The sequence below is a fragment of the Streptomyces sp. NPDC033131 genome (genome assembly GCF_055578365.1).
Genome location: NZ_JBVIPA010000073.1, coordinates 1 through 25,841 on the forward strand (window position 1 = coordinate 1; position 25,841 = coordinate 25,841).

The 25,841-nt window shown below is 70.5% G+C and carries 25 protein-coding genes; 13 read left to right on the plus strand and 12 right to left on the minus strand.

Annotated features, from left to right (window positions below; all coding sequences use genetic code 11):
- Nucleotides 1–279 precede the first annotated feature (279 nt).
- The gene (locus ACZ5XS_RS43540; protein WP_468661041.1) at nucleotides 280–1,479 is read right to left on the minus strand and encodes a hypothetical protein; all 1,200 of its coding nucleotides are present in this window, start codon (nucleotides 1,477–1,479) and stop codon (nucleotides 280–282) included.
- Nucleotides 1,480–1,885: 406 nt separating this feature from the next.
- On the opposite strand from ACZ5XS_RS43540, the gene rlmN reads away from it, so the two are divergent.
- The 4 genes from rlmN (at nucleotide 1,886) to ACZ5XS_RS43560 (ending at nucleotide 6,981) form a co-directional block, all read left to right on the plus strand.
- Nucleotides 1,886–2,992, plus strand: coding sequence for a dual-specificity RNA methyltransferase RlmN (gene rlmN / locus ACZ5XS_RS43545; RefSeq protein ID WP_217234623.1), 1,107 nt, complete (start codon nucleotides 1,886–1,888; stop codon nucleotides 2,990–2,992).
- A gap of 220 nt (nucleotides 2,993–3,212) precedes the next feature.
- Nucleotides 3,213–4,292 carry a thiamine ABC transporter substrate-binding protein gene (locus ACZ5XS_RS43550; protein ID WP_468661043.1) on the plus strand — a complete coding sequence of 360 codons (1,080 nt, stop codon included), beginning with the start codon at nucleotides 3,213–3,215 and terminating at the stop codon, nucleotides 4,290–4,292.
- Nucleotides 4,268–5,941, plus strand: a complete 1,674-nt coding sequence (locus tag ACZ5XS_RS43555; protein WP_468661045.1) for an ABC transporter permease — start codon at nucleotides 4,268–4,270, stop codon at nucleotides 5,939–5,941. The genes ACZ5XS_RS43550 and ACZ5XS_RS43555 overlap by 25 nt, the downstream gene beginning before the upstream one ends.
- 17 nt (nucleotides 5,942–5,958) lie before the next feature.
- Nucleotides 5,959–6,981 (plus strand): ABC transporter ATP-binding protein, encoded by a 1,023-nt coding sequence (locus ACZ5XS_RS43560; RefSeq protein ID WP_468661047.1) that lies wholly within the window; start codon nucleotides 5,959–5,961, stop codon nucleotides 6,979–6,981.
- 254 nt (nucleotides 6,982–7,235) lie between these two features.
- Here the strand turns inward: ACZ5XS_RS43560 and ACZ5XS_RS43565 are convergent, their stop codons facing one another.
- From ACZ5XS_RS43565 to ACZ5XS_RS43595, 7 genes are all read right to left on the minus strand, one after another.
- The gene (locus ACZ5XS_RS43565) at nucleotides 7,236–7,892 is read right to left on the minus strand and encodes an LAETG motif-containing sortase-dependent surface protein (RefSeq protein WP_468661049.1); all 657 of its coding nucleotides are present in this window, start codon (nucleotides 7,890–7,892) and stop codon (nucleotides 7,236–7,238) included.
- A 180-nt stretch (nucleotides 7,893–8,072) separates the two neighbouring features.
- Nucleotides 8,073–9,194, minus strand: coding sequence for an LOG family protein (locus tag ACZ5XS_RS43570; RefSeq protein ID WP_468661051.1), 1,122 nt, complete (start codon nucleotides 9,192–9,194; stop codon nucleotides 8,073–8,075).
- 23 nt (nucleotides 9,195–9,217) lie between these two features.
- Nucleotides 9,218–9,634, minus strand: a complete 417-nt coding sequence (locus ACZ5XS_RS43575; protein ID WP_468661053.1) for a VOC family protein — start codon at nucleotides 9,632–9,634, stop codon at nucleotides 9,218–9,220.
- A 106-nt stretch (nucleotides 9,635–9,740) separates the two neighbouring features.
- Complete coding sequence (locus tag ACZ5XS_RS43580) at nucleotides 9,741–11,183, minus strand: hypothetical protein (RefSeq protein ID WP_468661055.1); 1,443 nt, start codon at nucleotides 11,181–11,183, stop codon at nucleotides 9,741–9,743.
- On the minus strand, nucleotides 11,165–11,905 hold the full coding sequence (locus tag ACZ5XS_RS43585; protein WP_468661057.1) for an ABC transporter ATP-binding protein: 741 nt from the start codon (nucleotides 11,903–11,905) through the stop codon (nucleotides 11,165–11,167). The genes ACZ5XS_RS43580 and ACZ5XS_RS43585 overlap by 19 nt, the downstream gene beginning before the upstream one ends.
- Before the next feature lie 181 nt (nucleotides 11,906–12,086).
- Entirely contained in the window at nucleotides 12,087–13,466 is a 1,380-nt protein-coding gene (locus tag ACZ5XS_RS43590; protein WP_468661059.1) for an aspartate aminotransferase family protein, read from the minus strand.
- Nucleotides 13,451–13,969, minus strand: coding sequence for an Lrp/AsnC family transcriptional regulator (locus ACZ5XS_RS43595; protein ID WP_468661061.1), 519 nt, complete (start codon nucleotides 13,967–13,969; stop codon nucleotides 13,451–13,453). Before ACZ5XS_RS43595 ends, ACZ5XS_RS43590 begins: the two co-directional genes overlap by 16 nt.
- A gap of 170 nt (nucleotides 13,970–14,139) precedes the next feature.
- Between ACZ5XS_RS43595 and ACZ5XS_RS43600 the strand changes: the two genes are divergently transcribed.
- From ACZ5XS_RS43600 to ACZ5XS_RS43625, 6 genes are all read left to right on the plus strand, one after another.
- Nucleotides 14,140–15,588 (plus strand): gamma-aminobutyraldehyde dehydrogenase, encoded by a 1,449-nt coding sequence (locus ACZ5XS_RS43600; protein WP_468661063.1) that lies wholly within the window; start codon nucleotides 14,140–14,142, stop codon nucleotides 15,586–15,588.
- Between the two features lie 423 nt (nucleotides 15,589–16,011).
- Nucleotides 16,012–16,389: a sortase-dependent protein gene (locus tag ACZ5XS_RS43605; protein ID WP_468661065.1), complete on the plus strand. Its 378-nt coding sequence runs from the start codon at nucleotides 16,012–16,014 to the stop codon at nucleotides 16,387–16,389.
- The gene (locus tag ACZ5XS_RS43610) at nucleotides 16,386–16,997 is read left to right on the plus strand and encodes a class F sortase (RefSeq protein ID WP_468661067.1); all 612 of its coding nucleotides are present in this window, start codon (nucleotides 16,386–16,388) and stop codon (nucleotides 16,995–16,997) included. Before ACZ5XS_RS43605 ends, ACZ5XS_RS43610 begins: the two co-directional genes overlap by 4 nt.
- A gap of 83 nt (nucleotides 16,998–17,080) precedes the next feature.
- Nucleotides 17,081–17,572, plus strand: coding sequence for an RNA polymerase sigma factor (locus ACZ5XS_RS43615; protein WP_217234609.1), 492 nt, complete (start codon nucleotides 17,081–17,083; stop codon nucleotides 17,570–17,572).
- Nucleotides 17,556–18,041: a hypothetical protein gene (locus ACZ5XS_RS43620; RefSeq protein WP_468661069.1), complete on the plus strand. Its 486-nt coding sequence runs from the start codon at nucleotides 17,556–17,558 to the stop codon at nucleotides 18,039–18,041. Before ACZ5XS_RS43615 ends, ACZ5XS_RS43620 begins: the two co-directional genes overlap by 17 nt.
- A gap of 84 nt (nucleotides 18,042–18,125) precedes the next feature.
- Nucleotides 18,126–18,656, plus strand: coding sequence for a hypothetical protein (locus tag ACZ5XS_RS43625; protein WP_468661071.1), 531 nt, complete (start codon nucleotides 18,126–18,128; stop codon nucleotides 18,654–18,656).
- Here ACZ5XS_RS43625 and ACZ5XS_RS43630 read toward each other — a convergent pair.
- Nucleotides 18,646–19,788, minus strand: coding sequence for a serine hydrolase domain-containing protein (locus ACZ5XS_RS43630; RefSeq protein ID WP_468661083.1), 1,143 nt, complete (start codon nucleotides 19,786–19,788; stop codon nucleotides 18,646–18,648). The two genes, ACZ5XS_RS43625 and ACZ5XS_RS43630, sit on opposite strands and share 11 nt — an antisense overlap.
- A 275-nt stretch (nucleotides 19,789–20,063) precedes the next feature.
- On the opposite strand from ACZ5XS_RS43630, the gene ACZ5XS_RS43635 reads away from it, so the two are divergent.
- Nucleotides 20,064–21,758, plus strand: coding sequence for an RNA polymerase sigma factor (locus tag ACZ5XS_RS43635; RefSeq protein ID WP_468661073.1), 1,695 nt, complete (start codon nucleotides 20,064–20,066; stop codon nucleotides 21,756–21,758).
- On the opposite strand, the gene ACZ5XS_RS43640 is transcribed toward ACZ5XS_RS43635, so the two are convergent.
- Nucleotides 21,740–22,153, minus strand: a complete 414-nt coding sequence (locus ACZ5XS_RS43640; RefSeq protein WP_468661075.1) for a winged helix-turn-helix transcriptional regulator — start codon at nucleotides 22,151–22,153, stop codon at nucleotides 21,740–21,742. The two genes, ACZ5XS_RS43635 and ACZ5XS_RS43640, sit on opposite strands and share 19 nt — an antisense overlap.
- Here ACZ5XS_RS43640 and ACZ5XS_RS43645 point away from each other — a divergent pair.
- Complete coding sequence (locus ACZ5XS_RS43645) at nucleotides 22,152–22,760, plus strand: NADPH-dependent F420 reductase (RefSeq protein ID WP_468661077.1); 609 nt, start codon at nucleotides 22,152–22,154, stop codon at nucleotides 22,758–22,760. The genes ACZ5XS_RS43640 and ACZ5XS_RS43645 overlap by 2 nt on opposite strands.
- Here ACZ5XS_RS43645 and ACZ5XS_RS43650 read toward each other — a convergent pair.
- Both ACZ5XS_RS43650 and ACZ5XS_RS43655 read right to left on the minus strand, forming a co-directional pair.
- Nucleotides 22,757–23,443, minus strand: coding sequence for a glycerophosphodiester phosphodiesterase (locus ACZ5XS_RS43650; RefSeq protein WP_468661079.1), 687 nt, complete (start codon nucleotides 23,441–23,443; stop codon nucleotides 22,757–22,759). The two genes, ACZ5XS_RS43645 and ACZ5XS_RS43650, sit on opposite strands and share 4 nt — an antisense overlap.
- A gap of 18 nt (nucleotides 23,444–23,461) precedes the next feature.
- Nucleotides 23,462–24,586, minus strand: coding sequence for an adenosine deaminase (locus ACZ5XS_RS43655; protein WP_468661085.1), 1,125 nt, complete (start codon nucleotides 24,584–24,586; stop codon nucleotides 23,462–23,464).
- Between the two features lie 90 nt (nucleotides 24,587–24,676).
- Here ACZ5XS_RS43655 and ACZ5XS_RS43660 point away from each other — a divergent pair, with 90 nt between their 5' ends.
- Entirely contained in the window at nucleotides 24,677–25,504 is an 828-nt protein-coding gene (locus ACZ5XS_RS43660) for a DUF4190 domain-containing protein (protein WP_468661081.1), read from the plus strand.
- Nucleotides 25,505–25,841 lie beyond the last annotated feature (337 nt).

Sequence of the window (25,841 nt, forward strand, 5' to 3'; positions counted from 1 at the left end):
GTTGCCCGCCCGGCAGCCACAAGGTGTCACGGTCCGGCACTCGAACATCCCGGGAACCAACCGCTTCCTCGGAACGCCCTTAGCAACGGATTAGGCAGCCACCATGGGGCGAGCCTCTAAGATCATGGCCCCAACGTCGTGCTTTAACGGGCAGGTCCACAGGCTGCCCGACTCGCCGGAAGCTTACGGGGCCATGATCACTCGCCCCAAAGCAGCTCCAGCCCAAAGCCGCTCCGCCGACCTCAAAGTCTCTACGAAGCAGCGATCGTTGTAAGGACCCTACTCGCCTGACATGAGTATCACCTGAACGTCGTCACGCCACTTCTGGGACTGCTGAAGCCAGGAACTCTCGCGCGGTGCCACTTCCGAAGAGAAGTGTTTCATGAAGCTGCACCACTTTCCGCGTCGGCGGAGCCCTTCTTCTGCCAGCATCATCAGGGAAGTCCGGGGGAATTTCTTTCTCTTCACTGCGAGGCGATCCCAGCAATACATAGATAGCTGATGAACTGAGTCCAAAGCTACTTTCGCCTCTAGGCGGGACGGGCTATACCCACCGTGTACCACTTTGTGGCGCATTCTATAGCACTTATGGAACCATTCGGCTACGGGGGTGGCTCCATCAAGAACCCAATTGCCGCCTAGGAGCTCCGCGAAATGCGACTTTACCCGTTTTGCTAGTCGCCCTTCAGTGAAGATATCTGCGACCTCCGCTGGGTCCTTCCCGGATTCCCACATAAGAGTGGCCAGGAGGGCGTCGAGCATTACCTCGCTGGCCGTGTTGCTCAAGGTTACAGCCGCACCATACTGCCCTTCCACGTTCAATGCTCTGCGTGCTTCGACGAACCGCTCTCGCCAGACGAAAAGTGGGTTCCCTGGATGCTTGAGGTCATCGAAGTAGTCAAGGCGGTGCATGTTTTCCGCATTCACTTCCGGGCCTTGCGGTGTGTCAGGAATATTGACGTGGTCCAGCATGAGAATGCCAACTGGCCCCCATTTGGAACCATCCAGGGAGAAGCCATCTTCCTCGTCTGTGATGACAGCAGAGTGCGCCACCTGGAATGGGATCGAGATGTCGAGAAGCTCGTATGAGGGTAGCGTGCAGGGGACTTCGAAGGCGGCTCGATATGCGCGGACTATTTCTCGTATCGCATAAATGCACCTGTTTAGTGCGTCGTGCTCAATCGGTACGTCTTGGGGGGAAAGCCAGTCGCTCTTGTCTCCTTCTTCGACGTCGCCAAGTGTGGTTGCTACCACGGTTGTGTATTCGCCCTGGAGGGGAGGGGTGATACGTTCAGAATCCGAATCTCGAACCTGTGCGTATCTTTGTATTGATTCGGCGGCAGACGTAAAGGACCCGTGGCGCCTGGATATGTTGTGCGACTGCAAAAATCTTAGGTGCACGAAGAGATGGCCCATGGTATTTGCGTCATATGGCCCGGGAAGTACAGGGCCTCCCTTATAGGCGTATCCGTCGGGCACGGGGAATGGATCCGGAAGTGTGATGAAAAAGCGTACGAGTGACCGACTCTTGTCTGACATCTTCGCCCCTCTGGTGACTTACCCATGTACATCGTGATGTTGGCACGACCACGCCCTCGGGCACACGCCATTTCCGGGAAATCCGTTTGCGTGGATCAATATGAAGGCCTTTTAGTCAGCTTCGGACTGACCCCAGGGGTGAACGGGCGCTCGATGGCGATGCTGTCGACCGCTTAGCGCGCCCAAAGCAATGACCGTGATAGCTGAGCCAGCCTTGTAGGCCGTCCCTGGGCCGTCCCTGGGCCGTGCGATGCCGACCAACGCCGACAGACGCCACGCACGGGTGACCACTCCCACCCCGCTGTGGCCTGGGCTGCAAGAGTTGATCTGCGACACTGGAAGGGTTATGCCTGCACCCGGAGAACTCACTTTCGTCGCCCCGCGCGGAGCCAAGAAGCCGCCGCGGCACCTCGCCGACCTCACGCCCGCCGAGCGCAGGGAAGCCGTGGCCGCGGTCGGCGAGAAGCCGTTTCGTGCCAAGCAGCTCTCGCAGCACTACTTCGCGCGGTACGCGCACGATCCGCAGGAGTGGACCGACATCCCGGCCGGATCCCGCGGCCTGCTTCAGGAGGCGCTGCTTCCCGAGCTGATGTCGGTCGTCCGGCATCAGTCCACCGATCAGGACACCACCCGCAAGACGCTGTGGCGGCTGTTCGACGGGACGCTCGTCGAGTCGGTGCTGATGCGCTACCCGGACCGGGTCACCATGTGCATCAGCTCCCAGGCGGGGTGTGGCATGAACTGCCCGTTCTGCGCCACGGGGCAGGCCGGGCTGGACCGGAACCTGTCCACCGCGGAGATCGTGCACCAGATCGTGGACGGAATGCGGGCACTCAGGGACGGCGAGATTCCCGGTGGTCCGGCGCGGCTCAGCAACATCGTCTTCATGGGTATGGGTGAGCCCCTTGCCAACTACAACCGGGTTGTAGGGGCCATCCGGCGGCTCACCGACCCCGAGCCGGACGGACTCGGGCTCTCGCAGCGCGGGATCACCGTCTCGACGGTCGGACTCGTCCCGGCGATCAACCGTTTCACCGACGAGGGCTTCAAGTGCCGGCTCGCCATCTCGCTGCACGCCCCCGACGACGAGCTGCGCGACACCCTCGTCCCCGTGAACACGCGGTGGAAGGTGCGCGAGGTCCTGGACGCCGGCTTCGCGTACACGGAGCGGTCCGGGCGCCGGCTGTCCATCGAGTACGCGCTGATCCGGGACATCAACGACCAGGCATGGCGGGGTGACCGGCTCGGGCGGCTGCTGCGTGGCAAGCCCGTGCACGTCAACCTGATCCCGCTGAACCCGACGCCCGGGTCGAAGTGGACCGCCTCCCGTCCCGAGGACGAGAAGGCGTTCGTCGAGGCCATCGCCGCCCATGGTGTGCCGGTCACCGTCCGGGACACCCGTGGACAGGAGATCGACGGGGCGTGTGGTCAGCTCGCCGCGACCGAACGGTAGTGTGACGTCCGTACGAACATCTTCATATTCCGACAGGGGAGCGCCACAGCGCTGAGAGTGCGGCACCGGCCGCAGACCCTCTGAACCTCGCCCAGGTCATTCTGGGTAGGAAGTTCGGTCACTACTCGAGCTGTTGCGCCCTGCCCGGGAGCCTCGGATTTTTCTCCGAGGCGTCCGGGCAGGGCCGCGTCTCTTCCTGGCCACCCCCAGGAGGAATTCTGTGAGCATCACCAGGAACGCCACGGCTCTGGCCGTGGGACTCGGCCTCGTCACGCTCTCCGCGTGCGGGTCCTCCGACGGCGGGAGCGGCGGCGGGGACTCCAGGACCGTGACCCTCGTCAGCCACGACTCGTGGGCCGTCTCGAAGAACGTCCTCGCGGACTTCGAGAAGCAGTCCGGCTACAAGGTCAAGGTCCTCAAGGACGGCGACGCCGGGCAGGCCGTCAACAAGGCCATCCTCACCAAGGACAACCCGCAGGGCGACGTCTTCTTCGGCGTCGACAACACCCTGCTGTCCCGGGCCCTCGACAACGGGCTGTTCCAGTCGTACGAGGCGAAGGGCTCCGACCGGATCGCTGCCGCGTACCGGGCCGACCAGGACAAGCACCGGGTCACGCCCATCGACACCGGCGACATCTGCGTCAACTACGACAAGGCGTATTTCAGCAAGCACAAGCTGGCCCCGCCCACCTCGTTCGACGACCTCATCAAGCCCGCGTACAAGAACCTCCTCGTCACCGAGAACGCCTCCACCTCCTCGCCGGGACTGGGATTCCTGCTCGGTACGGCCGCGAAGTACGGCGACGACGGCTGGGCGGACTACTGGAAGAAGCTCAAGGCCAACGGCGTCAAGGTCGTCGACGGCTGGGAGCAGGCCTACAACGAGGAGTTCTCCGGGTCCGCAGGCGGGAAGAAGGCCAAGGCCGACCGTCCGCTGGTGGTCTCCTACGCCTCCTCGCCGCCCGCCGAGGTGATCTACGCCGATCCGAAGCCGACGACCGCGCCGACGGGCGTCGCCGACGGCACCTGCTTCCGACAGGTCGAGTACGCGGGGCTGCTGAGCAACGCCGCGAACGCCAAGGGCGGCAAGGCGCTCCTCGACTTCCTGCTGAGCACGGAGTTCCAGGAGGACATGCCGCTGAACATGTTCGTCTACCCGGTGCGAGAGGGTGCGCGAGTGCCGGCCGAGTTCACGAAGTTCGGTCCGCAGGCGAAGGATCCCGAGACCATGGAACCGGCCGCGATCGCCGACCACCGTGACCAGTGGGTCAAGTCGTGGACCTCGCTCGTACTGAAGTAGCCCCGCGCAAGGGAGCCAGGAAGAGCGCGGCGGCGCGGCTCGGTCTCATCGCCGTGCCCGTCGCGTTCTTCGCGGTCTTCTTCGCCTACCCCGTCGCCGCGATCGTCGCGCGCGGCCTCAAGGTCGACGGGGTGTGGCAGCTGGGCCGGATCGCGGACGTGCTCGGGCAGTCCGACGTCCGGCACGTGCTGTGGTTCACGACCTGGCAGGCACTGGCCTCCACCGCGCTCACGCTGCTGATCGCGCTGCCGGGCGCGTATGTCTTCGCCCGCTTCGACTTCCCCGGCAAGCAGGTCCTGCGGGCCGTCGTCACCGTCCCCTTCGTGCTGCCGACGGTCGTCGTCGGTACGGCGTTCCTGGCGCTCGTCGGGCGTGGCGGGCTGCTGGACGAGCTGTGGGGCGTACGCCTGGACACCACCGTGTGGGCGATCCTGCTGGCGCACGTCTTCTTCAACTACGCGGTGGTCGTACGGACCGTCGGCGGGCTCTGGGGACAGCTGGACCCGCGGCAGGAGGAGGCCGCGCGGATGCTCGGCGCCTCCCGGCTCGCGGCCTGGCGGAAGGTGACGCTGCCCGCGCTCGGGCCCGCCGTGGCCGCCGCCGCGCTCATGGTGTTCCTCTTCACCTTCACCTCCTTCGGTGTGGTGCAGATCCTCGGCGGGCCGACCTTCTCGACGCTCGAAGTGGAGATCTACCGGCAGACGTCCGAGATCTTCGACCTGTCCACGGCAGCCGTGCTGACGCTGATCCAGTTCATGGCGGTGGGCGCGGTCCTCGCCCTGCACGCGTGGACCGTACGGCGGCGGGAGACCGCCCTGCGGCTGGTGGACGCGTCCGTGACCGCGCGCCGGCCGCGCGGGGCCGGTCAGTGGGCGCTGCTGGGTGGTGTCCTGGTCTGCGTGGTCGTCCTGCTTCTGCTGCCGCTCGCCGTCCTGGTGCAGCGGTCTCTCGACGCGCCCGACTTCGCCTACTACCGGGCGCTGACCAGCGACGACGGCGGGCTCTTCCTGGTGCCGCCGATCGAGGCGATCGGCAATTCGCTGCAGTACGCCGTCGTGGCCACCGCCATCGCGGTGCTGATCGGCGGTCTGGCCGCCGTGGCACTCACCCGCAGGGACGCGGGCCGGTTCGTACGTGGGTTCGACGCGCTGCTGATGCTGCCGCTCGGGGTGTCCGCGGTGACCGTCGGGTTCGGGTTCCTGATCGCGCTCGACGAGCCGCCGCTGGACCTGCGGTCGTCGTGGATCCTGGTGCCGCTCGCGCAGGCGCTGGTCGGCGTCCCCTTCGTCGTGCGCACCATGCTGCCCGTGCTGCGGGCGGTGGACGTACGGCTGCGGGAGGCGGCGGCCGTGCTCGGGGCGTCGCCGTGGCGGGTGTGGCGGGAGGTGGACCTGCCGATGGTGCGGCGGGCGCTGCTGATCGCGGCGGGGTTCGCGTTCGCGGTCTCGCTCGGGGAGTTCGGGGCGACGGTGTTCATCGCGCGGCCCGACAACCCGACCCTGCCGGTCGCCGTGGCGCGGCTGCTCGGGCGGGCCGGCGAGCTCAACTACGGCCAGGCGATGGCCCTTTCGACGATCCTGATGCTCGTGTGCGCGGTGGCGCTGCTGGTCCTGGAGCGGCTGCGGACCGACCGGACCGGGGAGTTCTAGATGCCGGGGAGTTCTGCATGCTGCTGAGTCTTGAGGACACGACCGTACGGTTCGGCGGGCGGGCCGTGCTGGACGGGGTCGACCTCGGTGTCGCCGAGCACGAGATCGTGTGCGTGCTCGGGCCGAGCGGCAGCGGCAAGTCGACGCTGCTGCGGGCGGTGGCCGGGCTGCAACCCCTGGACGACGGACGGGTGTTGCTCGACGGGCGCGATCAGGCGGGCGTGCCCGCGCACAAGCGGGGGGTCGGGCTGATGTTCCAGGACCATCAGCTCTTCCCGCAGCGGGACGTGGGCGGCAACGTCGGGTTCGGGCTGCGGATGCACGGGGCGTCAAAGGGACAGCAGAGTGAGCGCGTACGGGAGTTGCTCGATCTGGTGGGCCTTCCGGGCGCCGGGCGCCGTGCCGTCGCCTCGCTGTCCGGGGGCGAGCAGCAGCGGGTGGCGCTGGCCCGGGCACTCGCGCCGCGGCCACGGCTGCTGATGCTGGACGAACCGCTCGGGCAGCTCGACCGGTCGTTGCGGGAGCGGCTGGTCGTCGAACTGCGGGAGCTCTTCGGCCGGCTGGGCACCACCGTGCTCGCCGTGACCCACGACCAGGGCGAGGCCTTCGCGCTCGGCGACCGGGTCGTGGTGATGCGGGACGGGCGGATCGCCCAGTCCGGTACGCCTCTTGAGGTGTGGCAGCGGCCGGCGGACGAGTTCGTGGCCCGCTTCCTCGGCTTCGAGAACGTGGTCGAGGGCACGGTCGCGGGGGAGGCCGCTGACACGCCGTGGGGCAAGGTGCCGGTCCCTGCGGGGGCGGCGCAGGGGGTGCGGTCCCTGTTGGTGCGGCCCGCGGGGGTACGGCTGGTGGGTGCGGACGAGGGGCTGCGGTGTGTGGTGGCCGCGCGGACGTTCAAGGGCACGCATGTCGCCGTACATCTGCAGCTGGAGGAGGGTGCGCCTCGGTTGGAGGCGGCGTGTGCGTTGCGGGTGGCGCCGGGGGTGGGGGACGTGGTGGGGGTGGGGTTCGAGGTGGATGACATCGTCGTGCTCGGCTGAGGCGTGAGCCGGGCGGCGTCTGTCGGTCTTCGTGGTGCACGCGTGTGGGGGCCGCGCCGGGTGGGTTTTGCTCACCCGCGCCTGCGGGGTGCCGCTGCGCCCACCCTCCCCCACTCTCGGCTTCGCTCGAGCGGGGGGACCCCCATCGCCCCAGCGGCACGACTGCCCGCAGCTGGGGCGGCACCCTGGTGTGACGCAGTGGTGGCCCGTCCCCTCTGGTGTGAGGGGCGGGCCACCGTGGTGTGCGGGAGGGGTCAGCGGCTGCTGTTCGTTCCGCGGCGGCGCAGGCCGAAGAACACGGCTCCGCCGCCGATCGCGACCAGGGCGGCCGCGATGCCGGCGATGATGCCGGTGTTGGAGCTCGCGCCGGTCTCGGCGAGGTTGGACTCACCGGCCGCCGGTGACGGAGCGCTGCTCGTGGTGTCCGCCGGGGCGGTGCTGCTGCTCTCCGAGACCGACGGGGCCGGGGTGATGGTCTCCTCGGCCGGGGTCGAGGCGGACGCCGTCGGCGTCGGGGTGGGCGTCGGGACCGGAGCGTCCTCGGCCTTGCAGGCCGTGGACGGGGTGGTCAGGTTGGGCTTGATGTCCTCGTCCACGTAGGTCTCGGCCTTGACGTGGATGCGGTACTCGGCGTTCGGCAGCCAGTCCTCTTTGAAGGTGATCGTGACGCCCTCGCGCGAGCCCTTGACCACCTGCTCGCCGACCTTCTTGACGTCGGCGCCGTTGCTCTCGAGGAACACGGAGACGGTGGCCGGGATGCCCTCGGGGTCCACGTTGGTGACAGTGATGACGCCCTTGGCGCCCTGGCACTTGGCTTCGGCGGAGAACTCGTTGATGTTGCAGGCGAACGCGCTGCCGGAGGCACTGAGCGCGAGCGCGGCCGAGGCGGAGGCGACACCGAGGATGCGCACGGAACGTGCGACGGTACGGCGAGTTATGGACACGTTTGTCCTTTACGGGTTGCGCAACTGCGGGGGGTGGGTGAGGTGGTGATGTGACATCAGCATCCTCTGGAGGCTCACAGGTCTATAAGCGCTGCATAAGAAGTGTCAACGCATAGGCAGGCTACAAGCGTTTGCTTTGCCGTCTGTTTAACCACCGAGACGTTTCAGCACCGCCGGAGCCTCCTCGACCCGGTCGACCAGCGCGATGCGGTCCTCCATCGACCGCTCCCGCGCGAGCGCCTGGAGAAGCGGCCACGTGGGCAGCCGTTCCGTCCAGTGGGCGCGGTCCACGAGGATCATCGGCGTGGGCTCGCCGCGCGACTCGTAGTAGTTCGGCGTCGCGTTGTCGAAGATCTCCTGCACCGTGCCGGCGGCACCCGGCAGGAAGACCACGCCCGCGGTGCAGCGGGCCAGCAGGCCGTCCTCGCGGGTGGCGTTGGCGAAGTACTTGGCGATGTGGGAGGCGAAGGGGTTCGGCGGCTCGTGGCCGTAGAACCAGGTCGGGATGCCGACGGAGGCGCCGCCCTTCGGCCACTGGGCACGCACCTCGAAGGCGGCCGACGCCCACTCGGTGACCGACGGCGTGAACTTCGGCGCCTTGGCGAGGAGTCGGAGCGCCTCGGCCAGCATCGCGTCGTCGTACGGGGCGGCGTACGCGCCGAGGTTCGCCGCCTCCATCGCTCCCGGGCCGCCGCCGGTGGCGACCGTGAAACCGGCACGGGCCAGCTCCCGGCCGAGCCGCGCGGCACCCGCGTAGGACTCCGTGCCGCGCGCCATCGCGTGGCCGCCCATGACGCCCACCACCCGCGTCCCGCGCAGGAGTTCGTCCAGGGCGTCCGAGATGGAGTCGTCGTGGACCGAACGGAGCATCGAGGCGAGGATGTCGCGGTCGGCCTTGGTCTGCTGGAACCAGGCGTACGCCAGGGCGTCGGGCGTGGCCTCGTAGCCGTCCGGCAGGGACGCGAACAGTTCGTCGGGGGAGTAGACCAGGCCCCTGTACGGGTCGAAGGGCAGGTCGGGGACGGGCGGGAAGACCATCGCGCCGTCCGCCCGGACCTTGGCCGCCGCGTCCTGGCGCATGGGGCAGCCGAGGAAGACGGCACCCGCCGCATCCGTGGTGAGCAACTCCCGCGTACGGTCCGTCAGGTCCACGGCCTGGACCCGGTATCCGGCGAGCGTCGCACGGGCCGAGACCGTCGCGTCGAACTCGTCGAGGCTCTCGATCTCACGGTCGTCGTGGTGGGCCGCATGGGCGGGCATCGTCTGCACCCGCCCATGCTAGGCACATCGGATCAGCCCTCGATGGCGGACGGGTCCATCCACACGACCTCCCAGGTGTGGCCGTCGGGGTCGTCGAAGGAGCGGCCGTACATGAAGCCGTGGTCCTGGGTCTCGCCGGCCGGGGAACCGCCGGCGGCGAGGGCCTTCTCGACCAGCTCGTCGACCTTCTCGCGGCTCTCGGCGCTCAGCGCGACCATCACCTCGCTGGTCTTCGTGGCGTCGGCGATCTCCTTCTTGGTGAAGGTCGCGTAGAACGGCTTGGTGAGCAGCATGGCGACGATGGTGTCGCTGATCACCACGGAGGCCGCGTTGTCGTCGCTGAACTGCGGGTTGATCGTGTACCCCAGCTCCGTGAAGAACTTCTTCGAGGCGTCGAGGTCGTTCACGGGCAGGTTCACGAAGATCATCTGCTGGTACGTGGAGGTCATCGGTCTCTCCCATCGGGTGCGTGGTGTTCGGTGGGATAGACGGTGCGTCCCGGCGGAACTCATCGCCCGGCGGAGATTTTTTTCTTCGGATTCTCGCTACGGCCTGTCAGCGGGCCAGCGGCAGCGCCGCCAGCTCCGCGACGACCAGCGTGAGCGGGCCGAACAGGGCCAGCAGCGCGCCGGCCCGGAGGGCGGCGGCACTGCGCAGCACCGTCGCGGGGGCGCCGAGCCGCAGCAGCGCGGCCGTGGTGTCGGCGCGGGCCTGCCTGGCCTCGACGGCGGCGGTGAGGAGGGTCGCCACCGTGCAGCCGGTCACCAGGAGCAGGCCGAGGGCGGTCAGCGGGCCGAAGGAGGGTTCCGCCCTGTCGTGCAGCGACGCCATGGCGTACGTGCCCGACGCCACCGCGCAGACCACGCCGAGGGGACGGCCGATGCGGCCGGCCTCCGCCATCAGGACACGGCCGGCGAGGAGACGGAGGGCGCCGGGGCGGGCCGTCTGCAGGAGGCGGCCGCAGAGGTGGGTGAGACCGGGGCCGGCGAGGGCGAGGCCGGTGGCGGTGAGGATCCAGCCGACGAGGACGGAGGCCGGGCCGGGGGTGGTCAGGCCGCCGGGCAGGGTGGCGGGAGTGCCGGGGGCTGTGCGGGTGGCGTACGCCTCTGCCGCCAGGCCTGCGGCCAGGACGGCGATGCCCCACGGGAGGCCCCGGGGGGCCTCTTGGGGGGCCGGCGTGAGGGTACTGGGGTCCGGGTCGGGGGTGGGCGCGTCCTGGGCCGGTGCCGGGGGGTGGGTTTCACTTGCCCGCGCTTGCGGGGTGCCGCCTGCGCCCACCCTCCCCCGCTCTCGGCTTCGCTCGAGCGGGGGGACCCCCATCGCCCCAGCGGCACGACTGCCCGCAGGCTGCGTGGGGCGGCCGGCGGCGCCTCGCAGGCGGGCGCCGAAGCGGCCGTACGCACCGAAGGTCTCCCGTGCGGCCGAGTTGCCGTACGCGCCGAAGCGGCCGTACGACCTGGCTCCCGACCGGGTCGATGCCGGTCTGTCCTCGCGGGGGCGCAGCACCCAGGCGACCGCCACCGAAGCGGTCGCCGGTGTCAGCGTCAGCAGGGTCAGGGCGGCCGGCAGTGGCAGCGGGTTCTGCGCCGCCAGGAACTCCGCGGCCGCGCCGTCGAAGGGCATGCCCGTCAGGTCGCCTCGCAGGTGGAGGTAGAACAGGAGGGCGAGCATCGAGCCCAGGGTGCAGGAGAGGGCCGTTGTCGTTGCCGACATCGCCATCTGGCGGGCCGGGCCCAGACCGATGGCCGAGAGGCCGGTGCGGGGCTTGGTGGCGGGGTCGGTGCGGGCCACGGCGAGAGCGAAGTGGACCGTGGCGGCCAGCGGGGTCGCGCACCAGGCCAGGCGCAGGAGCGAGGCGGTCGGTGCGTCCGGGTGGCTCATCGCGTAGCCGAGGGTGCAGAGCAGGAGGAAGCCCGTGCCGGCCGAGGCCGCCGCCACCAGGAGGCGGCGGAGCTGGACGGCCGGGTGGGCGCCGCGGGTCAGACGGAGAGCGAGCACGCGGCCCGGCCTTCCGTCTCGGTGACCGGGGGCAGGTGGACGGTGTGCACGCGCCGTCCGTCCAGCAGGGACACCGTGCGGTCGGCGAGGGCCGCCGTGTCCGCGTCGTGCGTGGCCAGCACCACCGTGATGCCGTGCGAGCGGGCCGCCGTGGTGAGCGTGCGCAGCACGTGGGCGCGGTCGGCGCGGTGCAGGGGTGCGGTCGGCTCGTCGGCGAACAGGACCGTCGGGGCGGGTGCCAGGGCCCGCGCGATGCAGACCCGCTGGCGTTCGGACTGGCGCAGTTCGTGCGGGCGTTTGCGGATGCCGTCGCCGATGTCGAGGCGCTCCAGCCACTCCAGGGCGGCCGTCTTGGCGCGGCGGCGGCTGGTACCGCGCAGCATGAGGGGCAGGGCGGCGTTCTCCCAGACGTTCAGCTCGGGGACGAGCACCGGGGCCGGGTCGATCCAGCCGAAGCGGTCGCGGCGCAGGCGCTCGCGGGTCGTCGGGTTCATGGTGTGCACGGGTGCGCTGTTGAACCAGACCTCGCCGCGCTGCGCGGGGACCTGGCCGGACAGGCACCGCAGCAGGGTCGACTTGCCGCTGCCGCGCGGGCCGCTGACGGCGAGGATCTCGCCCTCGCGGACGCCGAGTGACACTCCGCTGAGCGCGGGCGAGCCGTCGTCGTGGGTGAAGTGCAGGGCGCGTGCCCAGAGCACGTCGTTGTCCGGCGGGGCCACCATGGGCGTACACCTCGTTCAGATCCGTAATTCCCGGCCAATCCCCCGTGCGGGGGAACGAAGGCAGGGCCGATCGGTCACAGGCACGCTAAGGATCCGGGGCCGGAACGCCGGACAGCACGCGGCCCGGGTGCACCCCTTCTCACTCGTACGGGTGCACCCGGGCCGCGGAACCGCCGGGGGACTACAGCTTCGTCCACGCCTCCGTGAGCGTCGCGCGCAGGATCTGCTCGATCTCGTCGAACGTCTCCTGATCGGAGATCAGTGGCGGGGCGAGCTGGACGACCGGGTCGCCGCGGTCGTCGGCACGGCAGTACAGGCCGTTGTCGAACAGGGCCTTGGAGAGGAAGCCGTACAGGACGCGCTCGGTCTCCTCCTCGTCGAAGGACTCCTTGGTGTGCTTGTCCTTCACCAGTTCGATGCCGTAGAAGAAGCCGTTGCCGCGGACGTCGCCGACGATCGGCAGGTCGTGCAGCTTCTCCAGGGTCGCGCGGAAGGCGCCCTCGTTGTCGAGGACGTGCTGGTTGAGGTTCTCGCGCTCGAACAGGTCGAGGTTGGCCAGACCCACCGCTGCCGACACCGGGTGGCCGCCGAAGGTGTAGCCGTGCAGGAAGGTGTTGTCGCCCGTGTAGAACGGCTCGGCGAGGCGGTCGGAGATGATGCAGGCGCCGATCGGGGAGTAGCCCGAGGTCATGCCCTTGGCGCAGGTGATCATGTCCGGGACGTAGTCGAACTTGTCGCAGGCGAACATCGTCCCGAGGCGCCCGAAGGCGCAGATGACCTCGTCCGAGACCAGCAGCACGTCGTACTTGTCGCAGATCTCGCGGACCCGCTGGAAGTAGCCGGGCGGGGGCGGGAAGCAGCCGCCCGCGTTCTGGACCGGCTCCAGGAAGACCGCCGCGACCGTGTCCGCGCCCTCCATGAGGATCTGCTGCTCGATCTGGTCGGCGGCCCAGCGGCCGAAGGCCACGGGGTCGTCGCCGAAGAGCGGGGCGCGGTAGATGTTGGTGTTGGGGACCTTGTGCGCGCCCGGGACGAGCGGCTCGAAGGGGGCCTTGAGGGCCGGCAGGCCGGTGATGGACAGGGCGCCCTGCGGGGTGCCGTGGTAGGCGACCGCACGCGAGATGACCTTGTGCTTGGTGGGCTTGCCGGTCAGCTTGAAGTACTGCTTGGCGAGCTTCCAGGCGGTCTCGACCGCCTCGCCGCCGCCGGTGGTGAAGAAGACCTTGTTCAGGTCGCCGGGCGCGTGGTGCGCGAGGCGCTCGGCCAGCTCGACGGCCTTCGGGTGGGCGTAGGACCAGATCGGGAAGAACGCCAGCTCCTGCGCCTGCTTGAAGGCGGTCTCGGCGAGTTCCGTGCGGCCGTGACCGGCCTGGACCACGAACAGACCCGCGAGACCGTCGAGGTAGCGCCTGCCCTTGTCGTCGTAGATGTAGGTGCCCTCACCCCGGACGATGGTCGGGACGGGGGAGTTCTGGTACGAGGACATGCGGGTGAAGTGCATCCACAGGTGGTCGTACGCGGTCTGGCTGAGGTCCTTGCTCACGGCTATCGGGTTCCCCACATGTAGGTCTGCTTCTTGAGCTTGAGGTAGACGAAGCTCTCGGTGGAGCGCACTCCGGGGATGGTTCTGATGCGTTTGCCGATGACCTCCAGGAGGTGGTCGTCGTCCTCGCAGACGACCTCCACCATCAGGTCGAAGGAGCCTGCGGTCATCACCACGTACTCGCATTCGGACATGGCGGTCACGGCGTCGGCGACGGACTCCACGTCACCCTCCACGTGGATGCCGACCATGGCCTGTCGGCGGAAGCCCACGGTGAGCGGGTCCGTGACGGCGACGATCTGCATCACGCCCTGGTCGAGCAGCTTCTGCACGCGCTGGCGCACGGCCGCCTCGGAGAGGCCGACGGCCTTGCCGATGGCGGCGTACGGCCGGCGGCCGTCCTCCTGGAGCTGTTCGATGATGCCGAGGGAGACGGCATCCAGATGCGGCGTGGTGCCGTTCCTGGACTCGCGGGAGTCCTTGGGGTCTGCGCTTCGACTGGCCACGACGTCACTGTGCACGACGTCTCGACACTTCCGCAAGGTCGAGGCGATGAAATTCGTTGTTTACGCGACTGAGACCTGCGGATTTCGCAGCGATGGCGCGATCGGGGGTGTTGAAAACGTCGGCGTGCGGATTAGGGTGGGTGTCTCAGTCAATGGACAGTTCGACCCGACACAGGAGGCCGGCAGTGAGCACCGAGCTGCGTGGGCTGCGCACCCTACGGAACTACATCGCCGGGGAGTTCCGGGACGCCGCCGACGGACGGACCACCGACGTGGTCAACCCCGCGACGGGCGAGGCGTACGCGACCGCGCCGCTGTCCGGGCAGGCCGACGTGGACGCCGCCATGGCGGCGGCCGCCGCCGCCTTCCCGGCCTGGCGCGACACAACCCCCGCCGAGCGTCAGAAGGCCCTCCTGAGGATCGCTGACGCGTTCGAGGAGCGTGCCGAGGAACTCATCGCGGCCGAGGTGGAGAACACGGGCAAGCCGATCGGGCTGACCCGCTCCGAGGAGATCCCGCCGATGGTCGACCAGATCCGCTTCTTCGCGGGCGCGGCCCGGATGCTGGAGGGGCGCTCGGCAGGCGAGTACATGGAGGGTCTGACCTCGATCGTCCGCCGCGAGCCGGTCGGCGTCTGCGCGCAGGTCGCGCCGTGGAACTACCCGATGATGATGGCCGTGTGGAAGTTCGCCCCGGCGCTCGCGGCGGGCAACACGGTCGTGCTGAAGCCGTCGGACACCACCCCGGCGTCGACGGTCCTGATCGCCGACATCATCGGCTCGATCCTGCCCAAGGGTGTCTTCAACGTCATCACCGGCGACCGTGACACCGGCCGCCTGATGGTCGAGCACCCGACCCCGGCGATGGCCTCCATCACCGGTTCCGTCCGGGCGGGCATGTCGGTCGCCGAGGCCGCCGCCAAGGACGTCAAGCGGGTCCACCTGGAGCTGGGCGGCAAGGCGCCGGTCGTCGTCTTCGACGACACCGACATTCCCAAGGCCGTCGAGGACATCTCTGTCGCGGGCTTCTTCAACGCCGGGCAGGACTGTACGGCCGCCACCCGCGTCCTCGTCCAGGAGGCCATCCACGACGAGTTCGTGGCCGCGCTGGCGAAGGCCGCCGCCGAGACGAAGACGGGCCAGCCCGACGACGAGGACGTCCTGTACGGCCCGCTCAACAACCCGAACCAGCTCAAGCAGGTCTCCGGCTTCATCGAGCGGCTGCCCGCGCACGCCAAGGTCGAGACCGGTGGCCACCAGGTCGGCGAGAAGGGCTACTTCTACGCGCCGACCGTCGTGTCCGGCCTCAAGCAGGACGACGAGATCATCCAGAACGAGGTCTTCGGGCCGGTCATCACCGTCCAGTCCTTCTCCGACGAGGACCAGGCCGTTCAGTGGGCCAACGGCGTCGAGTACGCCCTCGCCTCCTCCGTGTGGACCAAGGACCACGGCCGCGCGATGCGGATGTCCAAGAAGCTCGACTTCGGCTGCGTGTGGATCAACACCCACATCCCGCTGGTCGCCGAGATGCCCCACGGCGGCTTCAAGAAGTCCGGCTACGGCAAGGACCTCTCGTCGTACGGCTTCGACGACTACACGCGGATCAAGCACGTGATGACCTCGCTTGACGGCTAGGACCTGTCCGGCCGATCATGCCGCAGACGCGGGGGGTGGCACGCGCATCTGCCGCGTTGTCGTCGGTTGCCGACTCCCCCACTCTCGACTTCGCTCGAGCGGGGGGACCCCCATCGCGTCGACGCCCTCCTCCGCCTTGCAGCTGCACGCACCACACCCCGCTCACCGGCACTGATGTCGCACCGTCGCTTCCCTGCGACTTGATCGGCCGGACAGGTCCTAGTCGGCAGGGCGTCGCTACGGCGTACGGCGCGGCCCCGGACGGGAGTTGACCGTCCGGGGCCGCGTCGTACCCGAAGTGCCGCCCAGAACGACTTTGCCATCTCTTTACAACCTGTTCCCCCGCTGCCTCGTCTCTCCCGTCGATCTGCAACCCAGCCCGCCGAGCCACCTGGCGGGCGGACCGACGAGAGAGAGCGATTCATGCGCCGAACTGTCCTGAGCGCCCTGGCACTCGCCTGCACCGCCGTACTGGCGGGTGCCGTGCCGGCGTTCGCCGACGGGACCCCGAGCCCGGCTCCCACCAGCGTCCCGTCCGCCGGTACCGAAGCGAGCCCGGTCCCGTCCGCGACCACCGATGCGAGCGAGGCGCCGACCGTCGACCCGAGCGCGGAACCGACCCTGGCGCCCTCGCCGGGACAGGTGTCCGTCGTGCCGAGCGGGGCGCCCGACACCGGGGTCGGCGAGGAGTCGGCGCAGTCCGGAGCCACCGGACTGATCGGCGGGGGTGCCGCCGCGGTGTGCGCCGTGGGCGGCGCGGCCTTCATCGTCGTACGGCGCCGGCGGGCGACCGGGGCATGACCTCGCTCTCCAGGCGCGCTTTCGTCACCGCGGGGGCGGCCTCGCTGCTCGTGAGCTGTGGCGGCCCCGAGGCCGGCCGGGACGCGACCGCGCGCTCCACGGGCACGCCACCGCCCGCGCGGTCCTCCTCGGCGGCGGGGCAGGCTCTCGGGCGTTCGGTCCCGGTCGGACTGCGGATCCCGGCCATCGGGGTCGACACCCCGGTGATGCAGCTGGGGCTGGCCGCGGACGGCACCGTGCAGGTGCCCCCGATCACGGCGGACGACCGCGCCGGCTGGTACCGGCACTCGCCGACGCCGGGGCAGGTCGGCCCGTCGGTGATCCTCGGGCACGTCACGGTCGGCAGCCACGGGGACGGGGTCTTCCACCGTCTCCCCGAGCTTCACCGGGGCGACCTGATCGAGGCGCGCCTGGAGAACGGCAGGACGGCGGTGTTCTCCGTGGACGAGGTGCGCACGGTCGCCAAGGCGGAGTTCCCCGCGAAGGAGGTCTACGGGGACGTGGACCGCCCGGAGTTGCGGCTCATCACATGCGGCGGCGCCCTCACCGGTGACGGCTACCCCGACAACGTGATCGCCTTCGCCACGATGAGCGCAGCCGGCACCTGACCCCGCACACCGTCACCCCGCACACCGTCACCCCGAGCGCCGTCACCCGAGCGCCGTCACGACCATGGAGAGCACGCAGAGCGTTGAAACGGTCCCGCGAGAAGGCAGCGTCCGAGCTGTTCGCCGCCCTCTACCCGCGCCTCGCCGGCTGGTGCCGCCGGCTCGTCGACGACGACGAGACGGCCCACGAGATCGCCTCGGAGGCCTTCACCCGGCTCTGGGGCCGCTGGACCTTGGTGGCGGAGCCCCGGGGCTTCCTCTACGTCACAGCGGCCAACCTCGTCCGCGACCACTGGCGCAGGCTCGAACGCGAACGCAGGGCCGTGCGCCGCGCCACTGCCGAAGCCGCGGTACGCCCGCCGACCGAGCAGGCCGACCCCTCGGTACGCCTGCTCGTGCAGTCGCTGCCGGAACGGCTGCGCGTCCCGATCCTGCTGCACTACTACGCTGACATGCCGATCCGGGAGGTGTCCGCGCTGACCGGGCGCAAGGAAGGAACCGTCAAGGCCGACCTCCACGCGGCCCGCGAACTGCTCCGCGCCCATCTGGGGAGAAGTCTTGATCACACACTCTGACGAGGGTCCGGAGTTCGAGCCCGACGACCCCCTCGCCGTCATCCTGCGACCCGCCTCCGACTACCTCGGGCCGCCCGCCGGCCGTTACGCCGCGATCCGCCGCCGTGCCGCTCGCCGCCGCCTGGTGCGCGCCGCGGCCGGGGTGGGCGTGACGTGCGCGGTCGCCGCCCTCGCCGCGCTGCCCTTCCGCCTCGCCACGCACGAGGCACCCGCGACCCCGTCGGTCCCGCTCGCTCCGCCGCCCGTGAGCAGCCCGTCGGTCCCGCCCGATCCGTCGGCCACTCCCGTCCCCGGCGGCTCCGACCCCACGACGGGGGCTCCCAGTCCGGCGCCCAGTTCCTCCGGGGCGGCCGGTACCTCCGTCCCCGCCCGCTCGCCCTCGCCCACGGCGGCCTCGCAGGTCACCGAGCGGCCGACGGTGGCCTCCAGCGAGGCGGCCGTGCCACCGGCGAGCACCGCCGGACCGTAGGCCACTTCTGCACCGGGGCATCCGGTGGCGCACACCACGCCTCCGCGCTTTTGAACATGTTCAATTCAGGGCTACTCTGCTGCCATGAGCGACAGAGCCGCCCTCCTCAAGGGCATCCGCGCGTGGTTGGTCCTCTTCGTCGTCTGCCTGGTGCTCAGCGGCGCCACCGCCTTCCCCCTGGTCCATGAACTGCGCTGGACCGAGGACCTGTTGCGGGCGCTGTCCGTGCCGGAACACCTGCCCGCCCTCATGGAGTGGATCGAACGGGTCCGGCAGGGGCTCGACGTCGTCGACGCCGAGTACCCCTTCGTGCTCTACGGCACGGACTGGCTCGCCTTCGCGCACCTCGTCATCGCGGTCGCCTTCTACGGCCCCTACCGCGACCCCGTCCGCAACATCTGGGTCGTCGAGTTCGGGATGATCGCCTGCGCCGGGATCGTGCCGCTCGCCCTGATCTGCGGGCCGATCCGGGGGATCCCCTTCTGGTGGAGCGTGATCGACATGGCGTTCGGTGTCTTCGGGGTGATCCCGCTGTACGTCGTACGCAAGAGGATCAAGCGGCTGGAGGCGCTGACGACGGCAGCGCCTCCAGCCCCTGCCCTCGTCAGCGGTTGAACGCGGGGAAGGCGAAGCGCCGGGCGATCGCCTCGCCGTCGCCCCGCGCGTCGGTCGAGTTGACGGAGTAGACCACGGTCCGGGACAGGTCGCGGGTGGCCGCGACGACCGTGTGATAGCCGGGGCGGGATCCCGTCTTCGCCCAGACCGTCCGGCCGTTCAGCTTGAACGGCGAGAACGGCGCCCCCATCGTGGCGTCCGGCACGTCAGGCACCGCGAACATCTCCTTCAGCTGCGGCTCGGGCACGACCCGCCCGCGGAACACGCCCACCAGCAGCCGTTCCAGGTCCGCGTTCGTCGAGATCATGTCCCCGGCCGCCCACCGGTCGGACATGTTCCAGTCGGTCACGTCCACCAGCTTGCCGTCGATCCGGTCGTATCCGCGGTTGTGCGGTCCGTGGACGCGGGGGTCGGGGCCGGCGGGGAACGAGGTGTGCCGCATGCCGAGCGGGCGGAAGATCCGTACGGCCGCCTGGTGGGCGTACGAGTCGCCGGTGACCTTCTCGATCAGCATGCCGAGCACGGTGTAGTGGATGTTGCTGTAGAACTGCCGCTCACCGGGCGCGTGGTCGGGGTTCGGGCCCTTGGCGACCGACGCGGCCACGACCTCCTCGGGCGTCAGCGTCTCGAAGCGGTGCGGGTACATCTCCTCGGTGGTGTTGCCGAGGGACGCCCCGGGCTGCAGGCCGCTCGTGAAGTTCAGCAGCTGCCGGACGGTGATCGGCGCGAAGTCCTCGGTGAGCAGGCCGGGCAGGTACTGCTGGACCGTCCCGTCCAGGGAGATCCGGCCCTCGGCCGCGAGCTGCAGCGCGAGCGCCGCGGTCACGATCTTCGTCGTCGATCCGGCACGGAACCGCGCCTTCTCCAGCGCGGGCGCCCCGGTTCTCAGATCGCGCACCCCGGCCGTCCCGCGCCAGCTCCCCTTGCCGCCCACCCGCACGAGGGCCGCGGTGGCGTCCTGGTCCGGGAGGCCCGCGATCGCGGCCTCCAGGGCCTCGGTGTCGGGGCCGGTCGTGGTGCCGTGCGCCGAGGCCGGTCCGGACGCGGCGAACGCGGGGGCTGCCAGGGGGACGGCCCCCAGGGCGAGGACGAGGGAGGCGGCGAGGACGGTCGTACGGCGGCGGGCGCGCATGCGTCTGCTCCAGAGGTCGACGTATGTGTTGCTGATCATCTTCTGCGCGTACGGCGATCCCCGGATCGTCAGCGAGGAGGGCACCGGACCCTGGTGGAACCCCTAGTAACCGCCGTTCCCGGCAAGGGAGTTGTCAGGGGCGCCCCCTAAGGGCGCCGAAAAACTGTTATCCCCGCGGCCTTCACACCGTCTCCGCACTGTGATCCCGGACATAGCCACCAGCCCCGGACTGCCTGAGAGGGTGCGTGCAGAAGACCACTGACCTCAGCCGACACATGAGTCACCTGAGTCACCGCCACCGAAAGGGCCCCGTGGACACCCAGCACTGGCGCTCCACCATCGCCGCCGCGCAGGACGGCGACCGGCGGGCGCTGGACGAGCTCGTCGCGGGCTGGCTGCCGCTGGTGTACAACATCGTCGGCCGGGCCCTGAACGGCCACGCCGACGTCGACGACGTCGTCCAGGAGACGATGCTGCGAGCCGTCGACAACCTCGGCTCGCTGCGCGACCCGGACAGCTTCCGGTCCTGGCTGGTGGCGATCGCCATGCGGCAGATCCGCGACCGGGGCCGCCGCAGGACCACCGACCGGCTGGACGAGTCGGTGCCGCGGGAAGCCGCCGACTTCGCCGAACTGACCGTGCTGCGGCTCCAGTTGGAAGGACAGCGGCGCGAGGTCGCGGAGGCGGTGCGCTGGCTCGACGACGAGGACCGCCAGCTGCTGTCGCTGTGGTGGCTGGAGGTGGCCGGCGAGCTGAGCCGGCGCGAACTCGCCGCCGCCGTCGGCATCAGCCGGCAGCACGCCGCCGTACGCGTCCAGCGGATGAAGGAACGCCTGGAGACCTCCCGCGGCATCGTGCGCGCCCTCGACGGCGCCTGCCCGGACCTGCGAGAAGTGACCGCCCGCTGGAACGGCCGCCCCGACTCGGTCTGGCGCAAACGCCTGGCCCGGCATCTGCGGGGCTGCGGCTACTGCGGCGACTCCCGCGAGCCGGTCGTACCGGCGGAGCGCCTGCTCGTCGGGATCGCGCTCGTGCCGGTCCCCGTCGGCTTCACCCTCTCGCTGGCCTTCGGCGGCAAGACCGCGGCCGCCGCCACCGTCGCGAGCACGTCCGTGGGCTGGTCCGCCAAGGTGCTGGGCGCGCTCACCAAGCCGGCCGTCGCCGTGACGGCGGGCGCGACCATCGTCGCGGGCGGCGCGTACGTCGTCACGCAGCCTCCGGACCCCGCCCCGCCACCGCGCCCGGCCGTCACCAGTTCCGCCCCGGCGCCCACGTCGGCCCCACCGCGCGTCACGGCCCCGACGCCGTCCCCCTCGCCCTCGGCGACGAAGAAGGCCGACGTGTACGGCACCGTCGTCGACGCCGTCGACCGGGCACCGGACCCGAACGCCCGGCCCGGGACGCTGCCGCACCGGCCCGAGCCCGGGATCACCAGCACCGGCGGCCGGCAGGCCGTGATGCAGCACCGTGGCGACCACGTGACGCTCAGCGGCCAGGGATACGTCCTCGTCCGCTGGCAGATATCCCCGCACTCACGGCCCGGCGGGCTGGTCATGCCGGCCTGGACCGGCCTGCAGGGCAAACTCTTCCACGTCGCCTCGGGCGGCGGCCGCCGCATGGACGACCCTCTGACGGGCAGCCCGGGCGGCTTCGCCACCGGCATGGGCGGCCCGGACATCGGCTACGCGGTCCCGCCGGCCGGCACCCAGCAGATGTGGCAGAACGAGTACTTCTACGTCGACGGCAGCGTCACCCTCACCGTGAACGAGCGAGGCGCCGACTACGGCCTGACCGTCTTCCCGACCACCTGGGACAAGGCGACGCAGGACATCACGGCCGGCCCTCCCGAGGGAGCCATCCGCTACGGCCTGGTCCGTGACACCGGCGAGGACGACACCCCCGTACCGCAGTACGTCACCCGCGCGACCCCCGCCGACCCGGCGACCGTCCCTCAGGAGTCACGCGTGTAGCGCTCCGCCTGCCGGTGGCGCTCCTGAGCCTCCATCACCTCGTCGCCGTGCTCGAACGCCCAGGCGCCGAAGACGTCGATGGGGGCGAGCAAGGTCCGTCCCAGCTCGGTGAGTTCGTACCCGACGCGTGGCGGCGAACCGCCGTACCGCCGCCGCGCGACCAGGCCGTTGAACTCCAGCCGCCGCAGGGTCTCGGTCAGCACCTTCTGGCTGATGCCGCCGATGCGGTCCCGCAACTCGCCGTGGCGCAGGGGGCCTTGGCGCAGCGCCCACAGCACCACCGCGTTCCAGGTGTTCGCGAGCAGGTCGAAGGCGAGCCGGGCACGGCAGTCGGCGAGAAACGTCTGGTCCACGTACCGAATGGTGCCCGAACGGCTCCCTACAGTCCTGCTCATGCGAATAGGAATCCTGGGCAACGGGGAAATGGCCGACGCGCTGGGCACCGGGTGGGCGCGCGCCGGACACGAGGTGGTCGCCGGAAGCCGGTCGGGCGACGTGGGCCTGAGGGAGGCGGCACGGTCCGGGACGGACGCGGTGCTGCTGGCGCTGCCGTACGAGGCCGCGGTCGGGGTCGTCGAGGGACTCGAAGACGTGTTGCGCGGACGGGTGTTGATCGACTGCACCAACCCGGTGGGCGGCCCGGACTTCACCCTGCTCACCGCGGGTGGCCCCTCGGCGGCCGAGCGCATCGCCGCCGCCGCTCCCACCGCCCACGTCGTGAAGGCCTTCAACCTGTGCCACGTCGACGTGTGGCGCCTGACCCCGCCCGTCTTCGACGGTCGCCCGCTCGCGGTGCCGCTGTGCGGGGACGACGACTTCGCGCTGTGCGTCGTACGACGACTCGCACGCGACCTCGGCTGCGAGCCGCTGAACGCCGGCGGATTGGACCGGGCCGGCCTCGTGGAGGCGACGGCCGCGCTGCTGATCGGACTGTGGGTGGGGGAGGGGGCGGACGCACAGGCGATCGCGCCGCCGTTGGCGTTCGCCGGCCCGCGCGGCTAGCCGCCGTCCCGCAGGGTGCACAGCAGGTCGACGCGGTTGCTGGTGATCGAGTCGACGCCGACGTCGATGAGGCGGCGCATCGAGCGGCGGGTGTCGGGGGTCCAGACGGAGAGCAGGTAGCCGTCGGTGTGGACGCGTTCGGCGAGGGCACGGTCGACCAGTCCGAAACGGTAGTTGAGCCAGCGCGGCCGGATCACGTCCAGCAGTGCGGGCCGCGGCGGCGCCAGGGTCGTCCAGGTCAGCGCGATCTCGGCGGCCGGGTCGGCGGCGCGCACGGCGAGCATCGCCCTCGCGTCCGCGCAGTAGTACACGCGCTCCTCGGCTCCGCACTCGCGCACGACGTCCACGACCCGGCGCGCCACCCGCACGTCGCGCGTGCCCGGCAGGTCGAGCATCACCCGGCTGTCGCCGGTCGCGGCCAGCGCCCGGGCCAGCGTCGGCACCTTGTCGTCGGTGAGCCCGCGCACCTCGTCCGACGACAGCGACAGCAGCGGACGGTCGTGCTCCCACAGCCGCTTCAGCGTCTCGTCGTGCAACAACACGGGCACGCCGTCCCGGGTGAGCCGTACATCGATCTCGACCGCGTCCGCGCCCAGTCGGAGCGCGGAACGCAGCGAGTCGATCGTGTTCTCACGGACGCGGTAGGGGTCGCCGCGGTGGGCCACGGCGGTCAGCTTCTGCATGCGCCCATTGTGCGGGGGTCAGGGAGCGAGCCACGCCGCGGTGTAGCTGTCGATCTCGTCCTTGACGCGGGCCTTGCCGGACGCGTCGAGGAAGGACGCCTCCACCGCGTTCTTGGCGAGGTCGGCCAGGCCCCGCTCGTCGAGCTCGAGCAGCCGGGCGGCGACGGCGTACTCGTTGTTCAGGTCGGTGCCGAACATCGGCGGGTCGTCGGAGTTGATCGTGACCAGGACGCCGGCCTTCACGAACTCCTTGATCGGGTGCTCGTCGAGGGTGCGGACCGCGCGCGTGGCGATGTTGGAGGTCGGGCACACCTCCAACGCGATCCGGTGCTCGGCGAGGTGGGCGAGGAGCTTCTCGTCCTGCGCGGAACTGGTGCCGTGTCCGATCCGCTCGGCGCGCAGATGGGTCAGCGCGTCCCACACCGTCCCGGGCCCGGTGGTCTCGCCGGCGTGCGGCACCGACCGCAGACCCGCGGCGATCGCCCGGTCGAAGTACGGCTTGAACTGCGGCCGCGGTACGCCGATCTCGGGCCCGCCGAGACCGAAGGACACCAGTCCCTCCGGACGCACCCGGTCGTCGGTGGCCAGCCGCGTCGTCTCCTCGGCGGCCTCGAGACCGGCCTCGCCGGGAATGTCGAAGCACCAGCGCAGGACGGTCCCGAAGTCCGCCTCGGCCGCCTTGCGGGCGTCCTCTATCGCGTCCATGAAGGCGCCCTCGTCGATACCGCGGCGGGTCGAGGAGAACGGCGTGATGGTCAGCTCGGCGTACCGCACCTGCTGCCGGGCCAGGTCGCGGGCCACCTCGTACGTCAGCAGCCGGACGTCCTCCGGGGTGCGGATCAGGTCGACGACCGACAGGTACACCTGGATGAAGTGGGCGAAGTCCGTGAACGTGAAGTAGTCGACCAGGGCCTCGGGGTCGGTGGGCACCATGGAGTCGGGGTGGCGGGCGGCCAGTTCCGAGACGATCCGCGGGGAGGCGGAGCCGACGTGGTGCACGTGCAGTTCGGCCTTGGGCAGCGATGCGATGAAGGCGTGCAGGTCGCGCGGGATCTGTGCGTCGACGAGACGGTCGGTCAAGGTTCCTCCCCGGGAACGGCGTCCCCTGGCCGGTGCACGGGGGGACGCGGGTGATCGGCTGATCGGTGACTCGGGATCATCGTAGGCCGGGGGTCACGCCGGACGGGCCCTGGCCGTAGCATGACGGCAGGTTCGACGGAGGGGGGCCCGTGCATGTCCGACGACGCGCAGACGCCGGGAACGCAGGAAGGCGGCGCGGACCGGTCGACGCCGACGGGTGGTACCGGTGAGCCCGCCGACGCTCCCCGTGACCCGTGGGCCGCGCCGGTGCGGGACGGTTCCGCCGGCCCCGGTGCCACCGTCGCCGACACAGGGTCACTGATCCCGCCGACCTCCACACCGTCCTCCTCCGTGCACGATCAGCAGACGGTCACGTCGATGCCGGGCGTGGGCGGCCCCGAGGCGTCCAAGCCCTGGTCCTCGCCCTTCACCCCGTCCGACCCGTCCTCGGCCCGGACGAACGGCTCGGACAACCCCTTTGCCCCGCCGAACCCGGCCGCACCGGTGAACACCGGCCAGGCGAGCCCCTACCCGCCGCCCGGCTCCGCCCCGGTCCCGCCCTACGTCCAGGACGCGGTGCCCCCGCCGCCCATGGCCCCCGACGGCCCCGGCCACGTCCCGTACGGCTACCCGGGCCCCGGCGGCTACGGCTATCCCGCTCCGCCCGGTTACGGCGGCCACGGCCCGCAGTCCCAGGGCCCCGGCGCCTACTACGGCTGGCCCGGCATGGCGCCCGCCCCGAACAACGGGATGGGTACCGCCTCGATGGTCGTCGGCATCGTCTCCGCCGTCGGCTTCTGCATGTGGCCGATCGCCATCATCGGCGGCATCGTGGCGGTGGTCCTCGGCGTGATCGCCCGGCAGAAGGTGCGGCGGGGCGAGTCCACGAACGCCGGCCAGGCCCTGGCCGGGATCATCTGCGGCTCGGTGGGTCTTGCCCTGGCCGTCGGGATGATCGCGGTGCTGGCCTTCGCGGCCTGACCGAAGGCTGAGCGGGAGCGAGTCCGGGCGAGGGCCGAGCGCCGACCGGGCGAAGGTCGAGGGCCGGCCGAGCGAAGGTCGAGGGCCGACCGAGCGAAGGTCGAGCGCCGACCGAGCGAAGGTCGAGCGCCGGCCGGGCCAGGGTTCAAGCATCGGCCGAGAGGTCCGGCGGGCCGTTCGAACGCGCACCCGCCCCCCCCCGGCCCCCGTTATGTTCTTCGCGGTCCTGCAAGAGGGCCGCTGGCCTCCGGGCCCGGCATGACTGTGTCCCCCTGTCGATGGGATGACCTGGGGGGTGGTGTCACCGGGCCTGGGAGGTGCCGTCGGAGACGCTGAT

Coding starts and splice junctions, on each gene's coding strand:
- rlmN (WP_217234623.1), top strand. CDS start 1,886: ATGCCTGCACCCGGAGAACTCACTTTCGTCGCCCCGCGCGGAGCCAAG.
- ACZ5XS_RS43560 (WP_468661047.1), top strand. CDS start 5,959: ATGCTGCTGAGTCTTGAGGACACGACCGTACGGTTCGGCGGGCGGGCC.
- ACZ5XS_RS43575 (WP_468661053.1), bottom strand. CDS start 9,634: ATGACCTCCACGTACCAGCAGATGATCTTCGTGAACCTGCCCGTGAAC.
- ACZ5XS_RS43585 (WP_468661057.1), bottom strand. CDS start 11,905: ATGGTGGCCCCGCCGGACAACGACGTGCTCTGGGCACGCGCCCTGCAC.
- ACZ5XS_RS43605 (WP_468661065.1), top strand. CDS start 16,012: ATGCGCCGAACTGTCCTGAGCGCCCTGGCACTCGCCTGCACCGCCGTA.
- ACZ5XS_RS43610 (WP_468661067.1), top strand. CDS start 16,386: ATGACCTCGCTCTCCAGGCGCGCTTTCGTCACCGCGGGGGCGGCCTCG.
- ACZ5XS_RS43625 (WP_468661071.1), top strand. CDS start 18,126: ATGAGCGACAGAGCCGCCCTCCTCAAGGGCATCCGCGCGTGGTTGGTC.
- ACZ5XS_RS43630 (WP_468661083.1), bottom strand. CDS start 19,788: ATGCGCGCCCGCCGCCGTACGACCGTCCTCGCCGCCTCCCTCGTCCTC.
- ACZ5XS_RS43635 (WP_468661073.1), top strand. CDS start 20,064: ATGAGTCACCTGAGTCACCGCCACCGAAAGGGCCCCGTGGACACCCAG.
- ACZ5XS_RS43645 (WP_468661077.1), top strand. CDS start 22,152: ATGCGAATAGGAATCCTGGGCAACGGGGAAATGGCCGACGCGCTGGGC.
- ACZ5XS_RS43640 (WP_468661075.1), bottom strand. CDS start 22,153: ATGAGCAGGACTGTAGGGAGCCGTTCGGGCACCATTCGGTACGTGGAC.
- ACZ5XS_RS43650 (WP_468661079.1), bottom strand. CDS start 23,443: ATGCAGAAGCTGACCGCCGTGGCCCACCGCGGCGACCCCTACCGCGTC.
- ACZ5XS_RS43660 (WP_468661081.1), top strand. CDS start 24,677: ATGTCCGACGACGCGCAGACGCCGGGAACGCAGGAAGGCGGCGCGGAC.